Below are 20,660 nucleotides of genomic sequence, written 5' to 3' on the forward strand. Positions count from 1 at the left end.
TAACTTTGCTATTTATATAAACACTATTTATTCAATTGCAAAATTATAAGGCTGATTGATCAAAACCTTCGTTTCGCAATCAGCCTTACATCTCTGAACCATATCTATCTGGATATAGGCGTTCGCTAGAACAACTTATCAAATCAATGATCAATGATAGATGCTTGGACATGTCCCTTTACTTTTCGTCTTCGTGCTTCTAAATACAAAAATTCATATTTAGCACCTGCCAGTTCAGTTTGCGCTATTAACTCACTATCAGCTTCTCTAACAGCTTGTTGTGTCTGTTTTGCGCTCTCCCAATCCGCTGCGGCATGATCAATTGTTTCTAACAAAAGATCATCATATATTGCTTTAAGTTTCTTCTTGTTTCGACCAAACAAACTTATCAGCCCTTTCTTCGCACTACTAAATTTCTTGACGACCTTCAATTGCCTTGAAAAGGGTCATTTCATCTGCATATTCAATGTCACTTCCTACAGCTAAGCCATGAGCCAAGCGGGTAACTTTAATATTAGCTGGTTTGATCAACCTTGAAATATACATTGCAGTTGCTTCACCTTCCGGCGTTGCATTAGTAGCAATAATAACTTCTGAAAGTTCAGCGTTTTTTTGAAGACGTTTAAGCAAGCTGCTAATATTGATATCCTCTGGCCCTTTTCCCTCAATTGGTGATAAAACACCATGTAAAACGTGGTATAAGCCATGATACTCGCGCATTTTCTCCAAAGACATAACATCTTTTGACTGCTCAACAACTATCACCTTAGTCTGATCACGGCTCTTATCTGCACAAACAATGCATGGATCATTTTCCGTTATATTACCGCAAATACTGCAGTAATGAAGGTTCTTTTTAGCTGCAATAAGTGACTTAGCAAATTCATTCACATCATTTTGATCCATACTTATCGTGTAAAATGCTAATCTTATTGCCGTTTTTTCACCAATTCCTGGCAATTTCATATAACTGTCAATCAATTTTGCAATCGGTTCTGGATACTGCATTTCTAAAGTTCCTCTCTCCTGCTCAACTGGTTAAAAGCCTGGAACATTACGTGTGTACTTTCCCATCGTTTTTTGCGTTTCTTCTTCAATTTTCGTCATCGCGTCATTAACTGCCATAATAACCAAATCTTGCAGCATCTCAACATCATCAGGATCAACTGCTTCAGAGCTAATTGCGATATCCTTCATCTCACGTTTACCAGTAAATTTAACGACTACTGCGTCATCTGCTGATTTACCAGTAAAAAGCGTTTGATCTAATTTTTCCTGATCTGCTTTCATATTTTTCTGCATTTTTTGCATCTGTTTCATCATACCTTGCATATTTCCCATTCCACGCATCATTGTTTAAAACATCCTTTCACTTAATCTAATCTTCTTTTACTTCAACAACATCTTTACCGAACATTTTTTCGGCTTCTGTCACCACAGCATCTTTTTGAGACCTGACAGCATCTTTCTTTTCCTCTTTACCGTTCTCAAGTTCATCTTTATGTTCGACAAGATACTTTTTCCTCATCTCAGGCCACTGTGTCTGAGTAATAAACACAAGTGTCATCTTTCCGCCCACTAAGCGTTCTAAGCCATTGTTCAAAGCATCAATCAGTTCTTCATCTGACATCGCTTTTTTACATAGAAAATCATACTTAAAACTTACAATAACTCCACTTTCACTAGCTGCAACTGGTTGTGTAATATTCATCATTGCTCTTTGAGTTACAGAAAGCATCGTCATCAGATCTCCCCAGATACTCTTTAATTGTACCAGACTGTCACGGGTTGCATTAGTTAAAACTGGATAAACTTTTTTTAAATCGACTTTAGGAACATTTCGGTGCTGAACTTTGTTTTTCGTTGAAATTTTATTTTGCGTATTCTCGTCTTTTCTACTATCTGCTGCAGATTTAAATTTTTCGAATTGCTGCTGCAGTGACTGGAGCTGCTCCTGTAATTTTTTTATTGTCTGACCAGCTTCAGTCGTCACAGGCTCACTGTCCAGTGATTTGAGCTGAGTTAACTTGATGGTTAAAACCTCAAGATAAACATCGGTATGGGTTGAAAAACGCATATTTTGCTGCTGCTGATTCAAAATATCGATCGCTTCATATAAAACTTTTGTACTTGCATTTTCAGCTAAAGATTTGACATCCTCACTAAGTTCTTCTTTTGCTAACATTTCAGGTGCCGTTTTAAAAATCAGTAAATTTCGATAGTAATCAATGACATCTTCGATAAAACGGTTTGCGTCTTTTCCTTCTTCTAAGATCAACCGTAGTTCATCCAAGGCTTGTGCTGTTTGTTGTGCGAATATCTTCTGTAAATAATTTTTAAGTTTTTCCTGTGTGACACTTCCGGTAACCAGCAAAGCGTTCTGAAGTGTAGCTTCCCCCCCTCCAAAAGAGAGGACTTGATCTAAAATACTTAATGCATCGCGCATCCCGCCAGAAGCGGCCTTGGCTATGACCTTCAATGCTGGTTCCTCATATTTTAAATTTTTTTGTTTTAAAATGTACTCCATACGTTCATAAATATCACGCATGTCAATTCTACGAAAATCGAAGCGCTGTGTACGCGAGATAATGGTTGCTGGTATCTTATGTGGTTCTGTAGTTGCTAGAATAAAAACAACATTTTCTGGCGGTTCTTCAAGTGTTTTTAATAAAGCATTAAAAGCCCCACCCGATAGCATATGAACTTCATCAATAATATAAACCTTATAATCAGCCTGCGTAGGTGCGTATTTAACCTTATCACGAATATCTCGAACCTCATCAACACTGTTATTAGAAGCCGCATCAATTTCAATAACATCATTTAGCCGCCCTTCAGTGATTGCGCGACAAATTTCACATTCGTTGCAGGGCTCACCATTTTGCTGATGATGGCAGTTAAGTGCTTTTGCAAATATTTTTGCTGCAGAAGTTTTACCGGTTCCACGCGGTCCCGTGAAGAGGTAAGCATGGCTAGTTTGACCAGTAGAAATTGCATTTTTCAGTGTCTGTGTGATCATTTGCTGACCAACAAGGTCTTCAAACCTCTGTGGTCTCCAAACGCGATATAATGCCTGATACCCCATTTTTGCCCCTCTTTTCGTAAAAGTTACTATTCTCATATTAATATATACGCCAATTCAAAAAAATCTCCCGACCGCAATGATCGAGAGTTTCAATGTCATATTAACTTAAGACACATGCCGAACCAAGTTTAGTGCTGCTTCCTTCCAGACCTGACACGGTTCGCAAGGACGACATTGCCTCAAGGCCTTACGGCACTTATTATGATACACGATTTTTCTTAAAATTGCTAGTTTTACTTTGCTTTTTTTTGTGATTTTTTACGTTTTCTTATCTGCTTAAAAAAATTTTTCAATAAAGCTGCACATTGTTCCTGCATCAACCCTTTTTCAACTTTGACCTGATGATTGAAACGCTTATCAGTTAATAAGTTCATCAAAGTTCCCGCCGTCCCGGCTTTAGGATCTGGTGCCCCGTAGTAAACTTCCTTGATTCTTGAATTTATGATTGCGCCACTACACATTGGGCATGGTTCCAAAGTCACAAAAAGCTTTGCATCTGGCAAACGCCAACTACTGACAAAATCATTTGCTTCTTGAATTGCCAGCATTTCAGCATGCATCGTTGCATTCTGACTGTGCTCCCGTAAATTATGCCCGCGCCCAATTATTTTACCATCCAAAACAATCACGCAACCAATTGGCACCTCACCGACTCTTGTCGCCTGGACTCCCTCATAAATGGCCTCTTTCATGAAATTATTTTTCTCTCTTTCACTTAGATCCACTATTCATCCCAGCCCTTCTACTTAAATTGCCTTAGTGCTCTTAAGTATAAAGTATCCCTTTTCTTTAGCCACAACTGTACAATTTCCAAAAACTTCTTCAAGCTTTTTTTGGGCTGAAGGTGCACCTTGTTTCTTCTGAATTACAATCATGATTTTACCATCTTTTTGAAGATGCTTGTAGGCCCCTTCCAAGATATTATGAACAACTTTTTTTCCAGCTCTGATTGGCGGATTTGAAACAATCACCGCATAATCGTCTTTTTCAACCCGCTGATAAATATCTGAAGTCTTTATATTTACATTCTTAATATTATTTTTTTCTGCATTTTTATCTGCAAGTGAGAGTGCTAATTCATTCACATCAACCAAGTCAACAACACGCTTGGGATATTTTTTAGCAATGCTCAACCCAATCGGCCCATATCCACAACCAACATCGAGAACATTTCCTTGGACTTGCTCGTCAATTTCAAAATTTTCAATCAGTAATCTTGAACCAAAATCAACTGTTCTTTTTGAAAAAACGCCATTGTCGGTTATAAATGTAAAATTGTTGCCTAGTAATTCGAAATTCCATGTTTGTTCGTCATGTTTAACGTTTGGATTCTTGGAATAATAATAGTTTGTCATCAATAAAGCCAACCTTCTATGATTTAATATAGGATCGTCGAGTAAGAGAGTGAAAAATTTAATATCTAGAAAAACACTACATATCGTATATTTTTAGCCTAATAAGTGCCATATGTAGTAGCGCAATACTTGATTATTTCCTAAGTTGCTGTATACTTAGCATACAATATATTAATAAGGGGTGCCAACTATGAGTTTAGCAATTTTTACAAAAAATAACTGTATTCAATGCAAAATGACAAAAAAGTTTTTGAGTGAACATCAGATTAGTTTCGAGGAGCATAATATTACAAAAGAACCACAATACATTGACTATCTGCAAGGAAAGGGATTTCGTTCTGTTCCTGTAATCGAAAAAAACAATGCCCCAATTATCAACGGTTTCCGTCCCGATCTTTTGAAAAACTTGATTGCACAATAGAAACTACTTTTAGTACTTCTTGTAAAGGCCATTATTTTTTCGATAATTATTCCAGAAACCATCAATTGTTTTAATTATATTTTTACTGTCAGCTAGTTTTTGTTTTGAGTGTGTTAGTTTGTTTGACTGAAAAAATTGGTCAATAAGCTTTACATGACCATCTTCTTTCGTCAAGGCTAGCAAAAAATTTAGTAGATATTACCGGAACTTGGCAATCACACCTTTGCAGAATTCCTTACTGCAGAGACTTATCCTAATGTGGTTGCTATGTTCCGTTAATTTATGCCTTCTAATTCAGCAATATAGTTGATAATACCAGAAATTTAAGAAAGTGGTGAAAAGTTTGTCTCTTAAACAAATAGATAGCAATCAGGTTACTTATTATGACTTGAACAACGAAATTAATATTCCTGTGGATGGTCAAATACCTTTGAAGAAAGACAAAGAAGCACTCGAAGCTTTTTTGCAAGAAAATGTTCGCCCAAATATGGTGACTTTTCCATCCCTCAAGAAACGTTTTGATTATCTTGTTTCACATGATTATTTAGAAAGTGAATTTATTGAAAAATATAATTTCAGTTTTATTGAAAACCTCTATCAGTTTTTAGATAACGCACATTTTAAGTTCAAAACCTTTATGGCAGCTTATAAATTTTATGCTCAATATGCGCTCAAGACAAATGATAATACTATGTATTTAGAAAATTTTGTCGATCGTGTTGCCGCAAACGCACTTTTTTTTGCAGACGGAGATGAACAAACAGCATTATCTCTAGCCGACGAGATAATCCATCAACGCTACCAGCCTGCTACTCCCAGTTTCTTAAATGCTGGACGTAAGCGCAGAGGTGAACTAGTTTCTTGTTTCTTAATCCAGATAACTGATGATATGAACTCTATCGGTCGTGGCATCAATTCAGCACTGCAGTTATCCCGGATCGGCGGTGGGGTCGGTATTACGCTTAGTAATCTGCGTGGCGCGGGTGCTCCTATCAAGAACATCCAGGGTGCTGCTTCTGGAGTAGTTCCTGTTATGAAACTACTTGAGGACAGTTTTTCTTATTCAAATCAATTAGGTCAACGCCAAGGCGCTGGGGTCGTCTATCTGAATGTCTTCCATCCAGATATTATTTCCTTTTTGTCTGCTAAAAAGGAAAATGCAGATGAAAAAATTCGGGTTAAAACTCTATCTCTGGGTATTCTTGTCCCTGATAAGTTCTATGATTTAGTTCGTGATGATCAAGACATGTATCTTTTTGATCCATGGGGAGTTGAGCGTGTTTATGGAGTTCCCTTCTCTTATGTCGATATCACAAAGGAATACGATAATCTAGTATCCGATTCACGCATCCCCAAGAAAAAAATACGGGCACGTGAATTAGAAACAGAAATCAGTAAACTGCAGCAGGAATCAGGATATCCATATATTATTAACATTGATACTGTTAATCGTTCAAATCCGATCGATGGAAAAATAATTATGAGCAACTTGTGCTCCGAAATACTCCAGGTTCAAAAGCCTTCAACTGTCAATAACACACAAACATATGATAAATTGGGAACTGACATCAGTTGCAACCTTGGCTCAACTAACATTGTTAATCTGATGGCTTCGCCTGACTTTGGAAAATCAGTTGAAACAATGGTCCGTGCTTTGACCTTTGTTACAGATAATTCAGACATTGATGTTGTCCCGTCTATCCAACATGGCAATAAGTTAGCACATACTATCGGTCTCGGTGCAATGGGACTTCACGCTTTTCTTGCAAAAAACAAAATATACTATGGTTCGAAAGCATCACTTGATTTCACCAATGTTTATTTTATGCTGCTAAACTACTGGACGCTAAAAGCATCTAATACAATTGCCAAAGAACGTCATGAAACTTTTTCAGGCTTTGAAAAGAGCAGGTATTATGATGGCAGTTACTTTGATAAATATCTTCAAACAGATTTTGCTCCTAAAACAACTGAAATCAAAAATATTTTTAAAGATATTTTCATTCCTTCAAAGGCTGACTGGGAACAACTAAAAAAAGATGTTCAAAAAGACGGCTTATATCATCAAAACAGGCTAGCTGTTGCTCCTAACGGCTCCATTTCGTATATCAATGATACAACTGCTAGTCTTCATCCTATTATTAATCGCATTGAGGAGCGTCAAGAAAGAAAAATCGGTAAAATCTATTACCCAGCACCATATCTTTCTAACGAAACTCTACCATACTACCAGTCAGCTTACGACACTGATATGCGCAAGGTTATTGATATTTACGCGGAAGCACAACAACATGTAGATCAGGGTATGAGCTTAACACTCTTCTTACGTTCAACTATCCCTGAAGGATTATATGAATGGAAAGATGGACACACAGATAAAATGACTACACGCGACTTATCTATTTTGCGCAACTATGCCTATAACAAGGGAATAAAGACTATTTACTATATTCGAACATTTACTGATGATCAAACTGAGGTTGGCGCAAATGAATGCGAAAGCTGCGTTATTTAAAAATGAGGGGCTCGGTATTTTATGAAAGATTATTATCAAGCAATAAATTGGAATGAATTAGAAGATCAGATTGACAAAGCAACTTGGGAAAAGCTGACTGAACAGTTTTGGTTGGATACCCGTATTCCACTCTCAAATGATCTCTCGGATTGGCGTAAATTTACAGATGCTAATAAAAAAGTGGTCGAACACGTTTTTGGTGGTCTTACTTTGTTAGACACAGTTCAATCCCAAGACGGAATGGATGCCCTAATGAAAGATATTAGAACTCAGCACGAACGAGCTGTTTTAAACAATATCCAATTCATGGAATCCGTCCATGCTAAAAGCTACTCTTCTATATTTTCAACACTTAACTCAACTAAAGAAATCGAAGAAATTTTTGCATGGACACACAGTAACACTTTCTTGCAATATAAAGCACAAAAAATAAATAAAATCTATCATGAAGGAACACCACTTGAAAAGAAGGTCGCTTCCGTCTTTTTAGAGACATTTTTGTTTTACTCTGGATTCTACACTCCCCTCTATTGGCTTGGGCACAACAAGCTTGCAAACGTTGGCGAGATAATTAAGCTTATTTTGCGAGATGAATCTGTTCATGGAACCTATATCGGTTATAAATTTCAAATAGGCTTCAAACAACTAAGTCAGACCGAACAGGGGAAACTAACGGATTGGATTTACGACCTACTTTATGATCTTTATGACAATGAAGAAAAATACACACATGAGTTGTATGATAACGTTGGATGGTCAGATAAAGTCTTGGTATTTCTACGATACAATGCTAATAAAGCATTGATGAACTTAGGTCTTGACCCTCTTTTCCCAGACACAGCCGATGATGTCGATCCAGTGGTAATGAATGGGATTTCTACTTCTACTTCAAACCACGATTTCTTCTCGCAAGTTGGGAATGGCTACTTACTCGGAAATGTTGAACCAATGTCTGACTCCGATTATTATTTCAATAGTTAAAATCCTGTCCAGCTAAGCTTTGCACATTTAATCAAAGATAAAAATATAAATCAGGTAGACTGCTTGAAACTGACTCTGCATTTTTCAATTTTTATCAGCTCTACAGAATCTGCCATTGGTAATAGATAATATCTATTCACTAATGGCAGATTTTTGTATCCAATCGTAAAAAAAAAACGGACATTCTCTGTCCGTTCACTGTCGCCCATCAAAACAAATCCTCAGTTTCATTCTAAGTTATCTTACTTGAAGAAATTAGCAACCAAAAGTGTTCTCTTTTTATTCTTATCGCTAATTGTTTTTTGGCTAACAACTGAAGCTAATTGAAGCATTGTTATAAAGACTGAACTTCTTTTGCGGTAAGCCGTGTATTTAGGGCGCCATTCAGTTACGTACTTATTTTTATAAGAACGCAATCCTTGGAAACCATAAAAATGATACCCATACTCATAGATCAAATGCGCAGCACGTTCCTCAATAAAACTGTACTCGGAACGACCCACATTTGATAGCGGGGCCATCCCCATATTAAAGTATTCATATCCCTCTTCTTGCCCATATTGAAACAGACTAATAAATACCTTATCCATAATTCCTGAAGGTGCACTTTTCAGATGTCTCATCAAATCAACAGACAATATTTTTTTGCTTCCTGTTGGCATAATGCTAGCAAACGCAACTGCTTCTTGCTTAGAATTGCGAATGACAGCAATTGGTGACTGATTAAGGTAATATTCATTGAAAAATCCTAAAGAAAATCCCTTTTCATTTTGACCATTGAGCCAACTATCAGAAATTTTCCTAAATTCAGCCATCTTTTCTGCTGAAAAAGGTGGTTGTTCCAGCGAAAATTGATAACCTTCTCTTTCAAATTTATTCATTAAGGCACGTTGAGCTCTTTTTTTCTTACCTGATAGCGAGAAATCAGCTAATTTAACATAGCCTTCTTCCCCTGTTTTAATAAAATCAAACCCAAATTCATGCAAAATTAAAGTTAAGCGACTATTTACCTCATAAAAGGTTAGTTGATAACCTTCTTTATCAGCCTCGCGCATCAGTTGCAATACTGCTTTTTCAAGACAGTCTGTGTTTCCAATCGGTTCACCCATAACAATTAATTTGTTTGCTTTTTTACGATACATAAAAAATAATTGATCCTTGCCATTTTCTTGATAAAAATAGATATTTTTATCACGTAAAAATGCCAGATGACTAGTTTCATTCCCCGCAAATTGCGCTATTATCTGTTTGATACGTTCTTCAGGAAATGGAAGTGTTCTTCGTGTAAATTTATCTCCCGCGGCCGACAGATATTTAAAAAGCAGAACTAATGCCACTGTAGCTATTAGGAGACCCATAAATCCTGAAAACCAGATCTTTTCAGATGGAAACAATAGCGCATCTGGAACAGCATGATGAATCGTATACTGTGGTGAGTTGATCGCACCTACAACTGCGTATAATATAAAAACACCCGCAAAAAGCAGACCATCAAAACAAAGTTTCCCAAATGAATACTGAAAATGATCTCGATACAATTCTTTGCGTGAAAAAATAACATTTAACATTACAAATGCTAGAAAAACAGTCATTTCTATTGAAAAACTACGCCATAAAGTATTTATAATACCAACTAAAAGCAACACTAAAGTCGGCCAAAAGGCGTGCTTAACCTTAGATTCGATTCCTCGTGCGACTCCGATCAAAAGGAAAGCAAAGACAATACTCGAAATTTGATTTAGGAAAAGGAAAGTATAAGGATACAATTTCACAAAAATCGAATTACCAAATGCAAAGTTAGGAACCATAGATTCAAGCAATATCAATATTCCTGATGTATATAGAAAAACCGTCAAAATAAAATGGGCCAACTTGCTTAACAGTGACTGCGGAATTCCATCAAGAAATGAATTTATTTTTCTTCCTGTGTCATGGATAAATAACACAATTCCGACAATAAAAGGAACTATGTAATAAAAAAGACGGAAAAATAACAGCCAAACAACGCTTGTCTCATTCAGTACACCAAGATTTGTCAATCCTACTAGCATAAAAATATCAAAAGAACCTAAACCACCAGGCATCATTGAAGCAATTCCGACAATTGAGGCAATAATATAAAGTGGAAAAACATCCATTATCTGAACATTAACGTTCATAAGCCAGCCAATAAACAGGAAAAATCCGCCAGCAGCCCCCCACTCTAATGTGGAGCCCAGAATCAATAGGCTCTCTTTTCTCAAGGTCAAATCACTAAAAAAGGAACTGTCTCTAACACGCGTTACAACCAACAGAATAGGAAAATAAAGTCCTCCTCCGAACAACCAGAACCAATATTGTGAAAAAACTTCGCCTATCCCTAGACCAAACATAGCAATTAACGCTACCCAGCAATAAATCGAAAGGCCTGCCAGCAAAAACAAAGCAATTTTTGATAATGAAAAAAGAACTTGTTTTTTTGAGGCATTTTTATTATAGAAATTTGCTCTTAAAGTTGCCCCTAGGAAGCCTCCAAAGCCAGCAATATTTGTGAAAGTATTAGTAATCCAACCACTTCGTATAATATAAGATTTTGAAAATTTACCTGGTAAAAACGAAACAATCGCAAAATCATAAATCAACATAGGGACAATGGAAACGAAGCCTAATATTAGCATTAATCCTACAGAGACCACTGACTGGTCAGCTAAACTATCCCTGACTTGATACCAATTAATTCCCTTAAAAATTCTTCCAATCTCAAAAAAAACAAAGATTAAAATTGAGAAAAAGAACAAAAGTTTGAGCATGCCTAATTTTTGTTCAACAAAAGACTTAAATCTATTTAATATTTTTACCATAAAACCCCCGCTTCATATGCAAAAACAACTACCATTCCTGTTACACTCAAAAAATTCCTAATTGATGACCAAATCCTTCTTCATATATTTTTTCTTCAGTTAATTTCATTATCCCTGCCTAACTTCAAAATTTCAAGCTGTCAGACGTATTCTCAGCAGACTCGAACTGCTCTCTAACTAAATAGCAAAAAAAGGAATGATAAGTTATACCAACTTACCATCCCTTCATCTAATGATCATCAATTTGAAAAAATTTCAAATTATTATGACTATTTAAGTGTAACTACCCCACCAACAGCTTCAAGTTTTGACTTAAGCTCTTCAGCTTCGTCCTTAGCAACGCCTTCCTTAATAACAGAAGGAACATTGTCAACTAAGCCTTTAGCATCCTTTAAGCCAAGTCCTGTAATTTCACGAACAGCCTTGATTGCTTTAATCTTTTGGTCGCCAGATTCAGTTAACTCAACGTCAAATGAATCCTTTTCTGCAGCAGCATCTCCACCAGCAGCACCGGCAGCAGCAACTGGAGCTGCTGCTGAAACACCAAATTCGTCTTCGATAGCTTTAACTAAATCATTTAATTCAAGAATACTTGCTTCTTTTAAATCAGCAATAATTTTTTCTGTATCTAATGCCATTTTTAAAATCCTCCATTTAAAAAAAATTTTTTTCAGTCTGTGATCGTTGTTTAAGCAGCGTCATCATCTTTACTGTCAGCAACAGCTTTAACAGCATACGCAACATTGCGAACTGGAGCTTGCAATACAGAAAGTAACATTGAAAGCAATCCTTCGCGACTTGGTAACTTCGCAAGTTCATTGATTTGTTCCAATGAGGCAACCTTGCCTTCGATCATACCACCCTTAATTTCCAAAGCCTCAGCATCTTTAGCAAACTTAGCTAAAATACGAGCAGGTGCTACTACATCTTCCTTAGAAAAGGCAACAGCAGTAGGACCACTGAAAGTATCATCTAAGCCCTCATATCCAGCTTTATCAGCTGCACGTTTCAAATAAGTGTTCTTGACAACACGAAGTTCAACGTTTTCCTCACGTAATTCTTTACGTAATTCAGTAACTTGTTCAACAGTTAATCCACGATAGTCAACAACTACACATGAAACAGCCTCGTTAAACTTTTCAAAAACCTCTTCAACAGCAGCAGCTTTTTTTGCAATAACTTCTTTACTCAATTGATTCACCTCCTAGTCATTGTGTCAGGGTTTTAATATTTTCCAATAAAAAAGCCCTACGTCCACCAAGACATAGAGAAAGTTTCTAAGTAAAAATCACTTATACTCCTCGGCAGGAATTATTAAGGCTTACGCCTCCTGAGTCTTAGGTAGAATCATCAATAAAAAATTGACCTTAACCAATTTAACATATAAATCAGTCAAAGTCAATGATCGTTTGGAAATTAAATTAAAGTGCAGCCGGAGCAAGAGTCACACTTGGTCCGAATGTTGAAGCAACTGAAACATGTGTTATATATTGTCCCTTAACTGATGCAGGACGAGCTTTCAAAATTACATCTTTAATTGTATTGAAATTTTCAACGAGTGCCTTATCTTCAAAAGAAACTTTACCGATTGGAACATGTACATTACCAGCCTTATCAGTCCGGTATGTCACTTTACCTGCTTTAGATTCTTCAACAGCCTTAGTAACATCCATTGTAACAGTTCCAGTCTTAGGGTTTGGCATCAAACCTTTAGGCCCTAAAACACGACCTAAACGACCAACCTGCGCCATCATATCTGGTGTTGCAATTGCAACATCAAAATCTAACCAGCCCGATTGAATGCGTTGTACTAAGTCATCGTCGCCAACAACATCAGCTCCAGCAGCCTCAGCATCCTTTGCTTTTTGACCTTTAGCAAAGACAACAACAGTTTGCTCTTTGCCAGTTCCATTTGGTAAAACAACAGCCCCACGTAATTGTTGATCTGCTTGTTTTGTATCCAAATTCAAATTGTATGCAACTTCAACAGTTGCATCAAACTTAGCAAAATCGATTTTTTTAACTAAAGCCAATGCTTCTTCAGCATTGTATGCTTTACCAGCTTCAATTTGTTTTGAAGCTTCAATATATTTTTTACCTTTTTTAGCCATTTGGTTTTTCCTCCTTGCAATATGTGGTGTAACGGATATACCTCCCACTTGACACATCTATTTTCATGGAGTGTCCGACTGAGAAGCATTGGTGTGCAGAAAAATTAGTCTTCTACAACAAAGCCCATGCTCCGTGCAGTTCCTTCAATCATGCGCATAGCAGCTTCAACGTCTGCAGCGTTTAGATCTTGCATTTTTGCTTCAGCGATTTCCTTAACTTGTGCTTTCTTTACAGTAGCAACTTTGTTAGTGTTAGGTTCGCCGGAACCATGTTCAACCCCAGCAGCCTTCTTCAATAAAACAGCAGCTGGTGGAGTCTTCGTTACAAATTCAAATGAACGATCTTCAAATACACTGATAACAACAGGGATGAGCATTCCAGCTTGATCAGCTGTACGTGCATTAAATTCTTTCGTAAATCCCATGATGTTGATACCTGCTTGTCCTAAAGCTGGTCCAACTGGTGGAGCTGGAGTTGCCTTACCTGCAGGAATTTGCAATTTAACAACATTAATTACTTTTTTAGCCACGGTACATACCTCCTTAAAGTCCGTGCGTGGTACGGATGGTCATTTATATTTGACCTCCCACAACTTGTATGTATAAAACATACGTTAAAAATATATCATGAACTCAGAAAAAGTGCAAGCCATTTAACGAGACAAAAATCGATTGATTTCGAAATCGATCTCACGATTCTCATGTAAATTGCGATGAGTTGCTTTTTTGCCTTTTATTACTAGCTCACTATAAACTTGTCCATCAAGGAGATAACGAAGCGAGCGTGCAGATGAAATAGAGACGGTTCCATCAGACTTTCCATTATCAATATCTCCAATAATATTCAAAAACAAGGTTTTCGGTGATATACTATGTCTCATTTTCTTCAATCTGCGATAAATGGCAGACGGTTGAAGCGGTCCCTTGGTTGACATTGGGCTTTGCTCAATCACCTTAGAGCTTTTTCCCGGTTCGATATCATTATAGGGAGCCCCTAATGTTACAAGTTTAGAGACAACAGGCAGCGTTAAATCACTTCCATATTTGGTCAGATAACTCAATACTGAAACAGCTCCCATAGAATGTGCAATGATGTCAATATCCGTCACTTTATAATTCTGCTTCAGACTTTTCAATATGTTTCTTAACCATTCAGCCTGATCATCTACTGGCGCACGATTGTTTTCGAATAAAACTTGGATCATCGCACCTGAAACAGAAGGGTCGCCAGTTACTCTGACTTTTCCATTCGCATTCACCTTTACAACAGCTGACTTAACACCCCAGCCTTTTTTCTCAAAACGTTTCAGCATTAGGCCAAATGAAAAGCGATTACCTGCATATCCATGAACAAACAGGATTGGTCTCATTAAAAAGTTTTTCTTTGAAATTCTTTTATGGGGTCGCGCTAATAATCTGAACCAGTGTGTCGCTCCTCCCCCCAAAACCATAAGAAACAAGAATAATACAGTGATGCAATGTTTATTTTTCATTGTCTAAATTAATTTGTCAACCTGATCGTAATTAAGTTCCGTAGCCGTTTCACGTCCAAACATATCAATATCCACACGCAGTTTCATCTTTTCAGAATCAATTTCTGTAATTTTACCTACCAAACCGGAAAAGGCTCCTTCGACAATCTTCACTGATTCTCCAACCTCAACATCGAAGTCTTCATGGCGCGAACTCATTCCTAATCGTCTCAAGATCAATTCAACTTCATCACCAAGTAATGGAGCTGGCTTGCTGCCTGCACCGTGAGATCCAACAAATCCAGTTACACCTGGTGTATTTCGAGCAACGTACCATGATTGGTCAGTCATTACCATCTCAACTAAAACGTACCCAGGAAAAGTCTTCTTACTTTCTACTTTATCCTTTCCAGTCTTAGTCGTCTCATGCTCTTCTTCCTCAGGTACAACAACCCGGAAAATATAATCTTCCATTCCCATTGATTGTGCCCTTGATTCAAGGTTTGCTTTTACTTTATTTTCATAGCCAGAATAAGTATGCAGAACATACCAATTTTTTTCAAAAGATTCAGCCACTTTATTTTTCCTCCTAATTTAAAAAAATTCAAAATAAAAAAACCTCGAATACTCGAAGTTTTCCCAACACAATTAGTATATCATAAAAAAGTGTGCTATGCCCACTAATAAAACTAGTTTAAACAATCCTCAAACTAGTAATTTAATGATAGCCTGTACACCGTAATCAACTATTGCAAAGAATACTGCAAAGAATACTGATGTCATAATAACCGTCGTTGTATCCTGAACAGCTTCCTTCTTCGTAGGCCATCTAGTCTCTTTCATCGTTTTAATAACGCTTCTAAAAAACTTCACCCGTAATTACCTCCGTTCACGAAAGTCAGATTAAATCGTTATCTAGTTTCACTATGCAAAGTATGTTTATTGCAATACTTGCAAAATTTTTTCACTGTTAAACGCTCAATTCTGTTTGGATTTGCAACGATTGTGTAATTTCGTGAACCACAAACAGTACAAGCTAAAGCGATTTTCTTTTGAGCCATTTTCAATACCCCTTAGTCTTTGTCAGAGATAACTCTATCATGCAACATCGAATTTTGTCAATCTTGGTCCTCATGTTCCAACATCTTACGCAGCTCAGATAGCCTTTTCAATTGCTGTTCATTCCACGGCAGTCTCCTAACAGAGGCTTCGTCTTGATATTTTTGCGTCTGTTGTTTTATCTCTTTTTTTACGCGTTTAATATCTTGATACAGTTCCCAAGCAGGTACACGCATTGCACCTTGCGAAAAAATAGTCCATTGTTCCGCTTGATCACTTGTTGCTACGGTCACTTGCGTCAATCTATTTTGTAGTTTGCCCGCTAACGATTCAATATAACTATCTGCTGTTTCATCTTCAGCAGTCCAAATAATTTTCAAACCATATTTATCATAACTTTGTGCCAAGCCTGGCACATACATCGCGTCGAAGACAACAATAATTTGATAGCTGCGCTGTTTTCGATAATTAGACAAAATATGCAACAGCGTATCACGTGCATCCTCTAGTCGACCTGCTTTCTTCAATTTATCCAATTGCGGCCAATTACCAATCATATTATATGCGTCAACTATCAGAATATTTTTTTTCATTCTAATTTCCTCTTGATGTGAATCCTTGATAAATTAGTAAGCTTGCTGCTACGCTAGCATTTAAACTTTGAACATGTCCAATCATTGGAATCGTCAGCATCTCATCACATTCTTTCTTCAGTAATGGTGAAATCCCCTTACCTTCATTCCCAATAACTAATGCCACAGCTCCTTGCGCATTCCATTTACGAAAATCAGTACCTTCCATATCTGTTCCGAAAATCCAGACACCTTGTTTTTTCAACAGTTTAACGGTCTGCACTAAATTAGTTACTCGCACGACTGGAACATGTTCGATCGCTCCCGTAGAGGTTTTCGCAACAGTTGATGTTAACTGTACCGCGCGCCGTTTAGGAATGATTATTCCCTGCACACCTGCTGCATCTGCAGTTCGCATAATTGAACCTAAATTATGTGGATCTTCAATCCCATCTAAAATTAAAAAGAAGGGGGTTTTATTTTCATTCTCAACATTGGTTAGCAATCCATCCAGTGTTTCATATTTATAAGCAGCAACAGCTACAACTACTCCTTGATGGTTTTGATTATCCGCAAGTAAATCCAACTTTCCCTTAGGAACCTTATTAACGATAATGCCTCTTTTTTTGGCAATAGAAGCAATATCAAACAGCGCATCAGCCTTAAGTTGATCCTGAATGAAAACTTTATTTATATTTTGATTATTTTTCAGCGTTTCAAGTGCTGGATGTCTTCCAATAACAAATTCAGCACTTTCTTCGTTGCTGTGATTATCATTATTAAAACTCATTTTTTCTCCTTTTCAACAGTTTCAATACACCACTTAACGAGTTGTTCTAATCTTTTTATTTGACCACTCAAGAAAAGATACCCAAAAAGTGCCTCAAACCCTGTTGAGATCCGATAAGTTAGGACTGAAGTATTTTTCGCGGATGTATGACTTTTAGCGTTACGACCTCGGCGATAATATTCTGCTTCCAACTCTGTCATAAGACTTTTTTCTTCCATTTTATCAATTAAAAAAGCTTGTGCTTTGGCTGAAACATAATGTGTTGCTCGATGATGTAGTTTTGTTGGTTTGGTGATTCCTGCTTGTAATAAATGTTTTCGAATATAAACTTCGTAAATAGCATCCCCCATGTATGCCAATGCAATCCCATTCATTTGTTCGTAAGCACGCTCATCCATTATTTTTTCCACCTAGTTCCTTGAGGCGTGTCTTCAAGTGTTATTCCTTGCGCCTTTAATTGATCCCTAATTTCATCACTTTTGGCAAAGTCCCGCCTTGCTCGTGCCTCGTCACGTTCTTTAATCATTGATTCGATCTTGTCGTCATGCAAAACATTCTTTTTCAACCTGATCCCAAAAACACCCATTAATTTTTCAAGCTCGGAATTCAATGCTGTTAAACTATCTTTGCCGACTTCCTTTTGACTACTGTAAACATTAATGTATTTTGCCAACTCATAGACAGCTGCAATCGCATTCTGGGCATTAAAATCGTCATCCATGGCCTTGACAAAAGCATCATGATATTTTTTTATTTTTTCACTTGTCCTTGACTCAATGATTGAATTATCCGCATCTTTTAAGCGGTAGCACGCGTTTTCAAAGGCAGTCTGTATTTTAGTAAGATTAGTCTGTGCCTCATCAATATTAGCCTGACTATACTGGATCGGACGTCGATACTGTGTGGTTGCCATAAAAAAGCGAATGACTTGCGGATCGACTTTTTTCAATAAATCGTGCACAGTAACAAAATTTCCTAGTGATTTACTCATTTTTTCATCTTTTTCACCAATCGTTACGAAACCATTATGCATCCAATAATTAGCAAATTTTTGCCCTGTTTTTGCTTCGCTTTGTGCAATTTCATTCTCATGGTGTGGAAATTCAAGGTCCTGTCCGCCAGCATGAATATCGATTGTGCTTCCCAAAATTTTAGTTGCCATTACAGAACATTCAATATGCCATCCAGGTCTCCCTTCCCCCCAAGGCGAATCCCATGAAATCTCACCTTTTTTAGCTTTTTTCCAAAGCGCGAAATCTAAGGGATCCTCCTTTTTTTCAAGTTCGGAAGAAGTGACTCGCTCACTGGCGCCTTGTTCTAATTCGTCAACTGACTGTCCTGAAAGCTTTCCATAGTTCTTAAATTTACGTGCACGATAATAAACATCACCTTGAGCTACATATGCATAATTTTTATCAATCAAAATCTTTATAAAACTAATAATATCATCCATCATATCCACTACACGCGGGTTATGGGTTGCTCGTTCAATATTTAGAGCATCCGTATCCTCATAAAAAGCTTTGATAAATTTATCCGCTACCTGTTTCGTGGACATATTCATTTCGTGACCGGCCCGGATAATCTTATCATCAACATCCGTAAAATTAGAAACATAATTAACTTTAAAACCTCGAAATTCGAAATAACGTCTTACCGTATCAAAAGCAATTGCACTACGCGCATTTCCAATATGGATATAGTTGTACACGGTAGGCCCACAAACATACATATTCAGAATATTGGGAGTAAGCGGCTTAAATTCTTCTTTCTTATTCGTTAATGTGTTATAAAGTTGAATCATTTTCCTGCCTCCTTTTTCTAATTATATATTATAAAAAGAGTCTAGGACCATTTTTAACTCATCCTAGACTCTTTTATTATCAGCATGAATACATAGTAAAATTAACTACTACTTGCCCATTTCATCCAAAGTCTTTTTTAGATGTTCTAATGCTTTTTTCCGTCCTAATAGTTCAATCGAAGCAGCTAATTCTGGCCCATGCATTTCTCTAGTCGTTGCAATTCTAATAGGCATATATAATTTACGCCCTCGAATCCCTGTATCCTTTTGAATACTGTAAATCGTATTCTGAATTTCTGTTGCATCAAAGATAGACAACTTATTAACTCTTTCAGCGAATTCTTTCAAAACAATTGGAGCACTTTCATCCGCCAACTCTTTAACAGCGTCTTCGTCAAGCACAGGCGGTTCATTAAAGAAAACATCTGCCAAGTCAACGATTTGACCCGTATAAGACATCTGCTGTTTATACATACTGATTAATTTACGTGCCCATTCAATTGTCTTAGAATCAGGATTTGCCGAAATATGTCCAGCCTTAATCAATTGTTTGAGTGAAGAATCAACGATACTATCTTCCTTCGCATTCTTCACGTACTGATTATTAACCCATTCGAGTTTCTTTCCATCAAAAGATGCTGGTGAGCGGCTCAAACGTTTAGGATCAAACATTTTAATAAGCTCTTTTTGGTTGAAAATTTCTTTTTCCCCAACTGGAGACCAGCCAAGCAAGGTAATAAAGTTGAACATTGCATCAGGTAAATAGCCTAGTTCTCTGTATTGTTCAATAAACTGCAGAACACTTTCATCACGTTTACTAAGCTTTTTGCCTGTCTCAGTATTAATGATCAGCGTCATATGCCCAAAAATTGGTGGTTTCCAACCGAATGCCTCATATACAACCAGTTGCTTTGGCGTATTGGCAATATGATCGTCCCCGCGCAAAACGTGTGTAATCTTCATCAGATGATCATCGACCACAACTGCAAAATTGTATGTTGGCATTCCATCACGTTTTTGAATAACAAAATCGCCACCGATAGTGTTAGATTCGAAACTGATAGGCCCTTTAACGATATCATCAAATTCGTACGTCTTATCCTTAGGTACTCTGATCCGAACAACTGGCTTTAAGCCCGCTGCTTCAGAAGCATCCTGCTTAGCCTTGATTTCTTCCACTGTCATACCTTCATATTCATAGACATAACGTGGAGCTTCCCCTCGGGCCTTTTGTTCTTCCCTTTGCTTTATCAATTCTTCTTCAGTCATATAGGATTTATATGCGAGTTTTTTGTCCAATAACTCCTGAATAAGTGGAAGATAAATATCTTTACGTTCTGATTGTCGATAAGGTCCGACATCTCCTGGCTTATCTGGACCTTCATCCCAATCCATCCCTAACCACTTAAGATTCTCTAACTGGCTTCGTTCACCATCAGCAATATTTCTTTTTAAATCGGTATCCTCAATTCTGATTACAAAAGTACCGTTGTTATGTCGTGCAAATAAATAATTAAATAATGCCGTCCGAGCATTTCCAATATGAAGGTGTCCAGTCGGACTCGGTGCATAGCGCACCCGAATTTTTTCTTCTGCCAAATTAGTGCCTCTTCTTTCTCTTCTGAGTTAATTTGCTGTCAAAAGCAGCAACCTAT

The 20,660-nt window shown here is 37.2% G+C and carries 23 protein-coding genes, 1 other RNA gene and 1 other annotated feature; of the genes, 3 read left to right on the plus strand and 21 right to left on the minus strand.

The window, feature by feature from the left end:
• Positions 1-143: 143 nt before the first annotated feature.
• From FC19_RS07435 to FC19_RS07460, 7 genes are all read right to left on the minus strand, one after another.
• Complete coding sequence (locus tag FC19_RS07435; protein ID WP_420805496.1) at positions 144-431, minus strand: YaaL family protein; 288 nt, start codon at positions 429-431, stop codon at positions 144-146.
• Positions 409-1,008: a recombination mediator RecR gene (recR, locus tag FC19_RS07440; RefSeq protein ID WP_057876356.1), complete on the minus strand. Its 600-nt coding sequence runs from the start codon at positions 1,006-1,008 to the stop codon at positions 409-411. Before recR ends, FC19_RS07435 begins: the two co-directional genes overlap by 23 nt.
• Positions 1,009-1,038: 30 nt before the next feature.
• On the minus strand, positions 1,039-1,353 hold the full coding sequence (locus tag FC19_RS07445) for a YbaB/EbfC family nucleoid-associated protein (protein ID WP_057876357.1): 315 nt from the start codon (positions 1,351-1,353) through the stop codon (positions 1,039-1,041).
• Between the two features lie 25 nt (positions 1,354-1,378).
• On the minus strand, positions 1,379-3,085 hold the full coding sequence (gene dnaX, locus FC19_RS07450; protein WP_057876358.1) for a DNA polymerase III subunit gamma/tau: 1,707 nt from the start codon (positions 3,083-3,085) through the stop codon (positions 1,379-1,381).
• A 99-nt stretch (positions 3,086-3,184) separates the two neighbouring features.
• Positions 3,185-3,271: signal recognition particle sRNA small type (gene ffs, locus FC19_RS11345), an RNA gene on the minus strand.
• Positions 3,272-3,318: 47 nt separating this feature from the next.
• Positions 3,319-3,813: a tRNA adenosine(34) deaminase TadA gene (gene tadA / locus FC19_RS07455; RefSeq protein WP_420805499.1), complete on the minus strand. Its 495-nt coding sequence runs from the start codon at positions 3,811-3,813 to the stop codon at positions 3,319-3,321.
• A gap of 18 nt (positions 3,814-3,831) precedes the next feature.
• Positions 3,832-4,440, minus strand: coding sequence for a class I SAM-dependent methyltransferase (locus FC19_RS07460; protein ID WP_057876359.1), 609 nt, complete (start codon positions 4,438-4,440; stop codon positions 3,832-3,834).
• Positions 4,441-4,630: 190 nt separating this feature from the next.
• Here FC19_RS07460 and nrdH point away from each other — a divergent pair, with 190 nt between their 5' ends.
• The 3 genes from nrdH (at position 4,631) to nrdF (ending at position 8,357) form a co-directional block, all read left to right on the plus strand.
• The gene (gene nrdH / locus FC19_RS07465) at positions 4,631-4,861 is read left to right on the plus strand and encodes a glutaredoxin-like protein NrdH (protein WP_057876360.1); all 231 of its coding nucleotides are present in this window, start codon (positions 4,631-4,633) and stop codon (positions 4,859-4,861) included.
• 343 nt (positions 4,862-5,204) lie between these two features.
• Entirely contained in the window at positions 5,205-7,376 is a 2,172-nt protein-coding gene (gene nrdE / locus FC19_RS07470; RefSeq protein ID WP_057876361.1) for a class 1b ribonucleoside-diphosphate reductase subunit alpha, read from the plus strand.
• Between the two features lie 21 nt (positions 7,377-7,397).
• A complete protein-coding gene (nrdF, locus tag FC19_RS07475) occupies positions 7,398-8,357 on the plus strand; it encodes a class 1b ribonucleoside-diphosphate reductase subunit beta (RefSeq protein ID WP_057876362.1) in 960 nt (319 codons plus the stop codon).
• A gap of 242 nt (positions 8,358-8,599) precedes the next feature.
• On the opposite strand, the gene mprF is transcribed toward nrdF, so the two are convergent.
• The 14 genes from mprF to gltX all read right to left on the minus strand — a co-directional run bounded on the left by mprF (position 8,600) and on the right by gltX (position 20,604).
• Positions 8,600-11,197, minus strand: a complete 2,598-nt coding sequence (gene mprF, locus FC19_RS07480; protein ID WP_057876363.1) for a bifunctional lysylphosphatidylglycerol flippase/synthetase MprF — start codon at positions 11,195-11,197, stop codon at positions 8,600-8,602.
• Between the two features lie 269 nt (positions 11,198-11,466).
• Positions 11,467-11,835: a 50S ribosomal protein L7/L12 gene (rplL, locus tag FC19_RS07485; RefSeq protein ID WP_057876364.1), complete on the minus strand. Its 369-nt coding sequence runs from the start codon at positions 11,833-11,835 to the stop codon at positions 11,467-11,469.
• A gap of 50 nt (positions 11,836-11,885) precedes the next feature.
• Complete coding sequence (gene rplJ, locus FC19_RS07490) at positions 11,886-12,389, minus strand: 50S ribosomal protein L10 (RefSeq protein WP_057876365.1); 504 nt, start codon at positions 12,387-12,389, stop codon at positions 11,886-11,888.
• 38 nt (positions 12,390-12,427) lie between these two features.
• Positions 12,428-12,557, minus strand: a sequence feature (ribosomal protein L10 leader region).
• A 61-nt stretch (positions 12,558-12,618) separates the two neighbouring features.
• Entirely contained in the window at positions 12,619-13,308 is a 690-nt protein-coding gene (gene rplA, locus FC19_RS07495) for a 50S ribosomal protein L1 (protein ID WP_057876366.1), read from the minus strand.
• Between the two features lie 104 nt (positions 13,309-13,412).
• On the minus strand, positions 13,413-13,838 hold the full coding sequence (rplK, locus tag FC19_RS07500) for a 50S ribosomal protein L11 (protein WP_057876367.1): 426 nt from the start codon (positions 13,836-13,838) through the stop codon (positions 13,413-13,415).
• A gap of 123 nt (positions 13,839-13,961) precedes the next feature.
• Positions 13,962-14,801, minus strand: coding sequence for an alpha/beta hydrolase (locus tag FC19_RS07505; RefSeq protein ID WP_083488403.1), 840 nt, complete (start codon positions 14,799-14,801; stop codon positions 13,962-13,964).
• 3 nt (positions 14,802-14,804) lie between these two features.
• A complete protein-coding gene (nusG, locus tag FC19_RS07510) occupies positions 14,805-15,356 on the minus strand; it encodes a transcription termination/antitermination protein NusG (protein WP_057876369.1) in 552 nt (183 codons plus the stop codon).
• Between the two features lie 129 nt (positions 15,357-15,485).
• Positions 15,486-15,653 (minus strand): preprotein translocase subunit SecE, encoded by a 168-nt coding sequence (gene secE / locus FC19_RS07515; protein WP_057876370.1) that lies wholly within the window; start codon positions 15,651-15,653, stop codon positions 15,486-15,488.
• A 38-nt stretch (positions 15,654-15,691) separates the two neighbouring features.
• Entirely contained in the window at positions 15,692-15,841 is a 150-nt protein-coding gene (rpmG, locus tag FC19_RS07520) for a 50S ribosomal protein L33 (protein ID WP_057876371.1), read from the minus strand.
• Positions 15,842-15,898: 57 nt separating this feature from the next.
• Entirely contained in the window at positions 15,899-16,432 is a 534-nt protein-coding gene (locus FC19_RS07525; RefSeq protein WP_057876372.1) for an NYN domain-containing protein, read from the minus strand.
• Between the two features lies 1 nt (position 16,433).
• Positions 16,434-17,201, minus strand: a complete 768-nt coding sequence (rlmB, locus tag FC19_RS07530) for a 23S rRNA (guanosine(2251)-2'-O)-methyltransferase RlmB (protein ID WP_057876373.1) — start codon at positions 17,199-17,201, stop codon at positions 16,434-16,436.
• Positions 17,198-17,599 carry a Mini-ribonuclease 3 gene (locus tag FC19_RS07535; protein WP_057876374.1) on the minus strand — a complete coding sequence of 134 codons (402 nt, stop codon included), beginning with the start codon at positions 17,597-17,599 and terminating at the stop codon, positions 17,198-17,200. Before FC19_RS07535 ends, rlmB begins: the two co-directional genes overlap by 4 nt.
• Positions 17,599-19,005, minus strand: coding sequence for a cysteine--tRNA ligase (gene cysS, locus FC19_RS07540; RefSeq protein ID WP_057876375.1), 1,407 nt, complete (start codon positions 19,003-19,005; stop codon positions 17,599-17,601). Before cysS ends, FC19_RS07535 begins: the two co-directional genes overlap by 1 nt.
• Positions 19,006-19,113: 108 nt before the next feature.
• Positions 19,114-20,604 carry a glutamate--tRNA ligase gene (gltX, locus tag FC19_RS07545; protein WP_057876376.1) on the minus strand — a complete coding sequence of 497 codons (1,491 nt, stop codon included), beginning with the start codon at positions 20,602-20,604 and terminating at the stop codon, positions 19,114-19,116.
• Positions 20,605-20,660: the final 56 nt, after the last annotated feature.

Source organism: Liquorilactobacillus aquaticus DSM 21051, from assembly GCF_001436755.1.
Taxonomy (GTDB): domain Bacteria; phylum Bacillota; class Bacilli; order Lactobacillales; family Lactobacillaceae; genus Liquorilactobacillus; species Liquorilactobacillus aquaticus.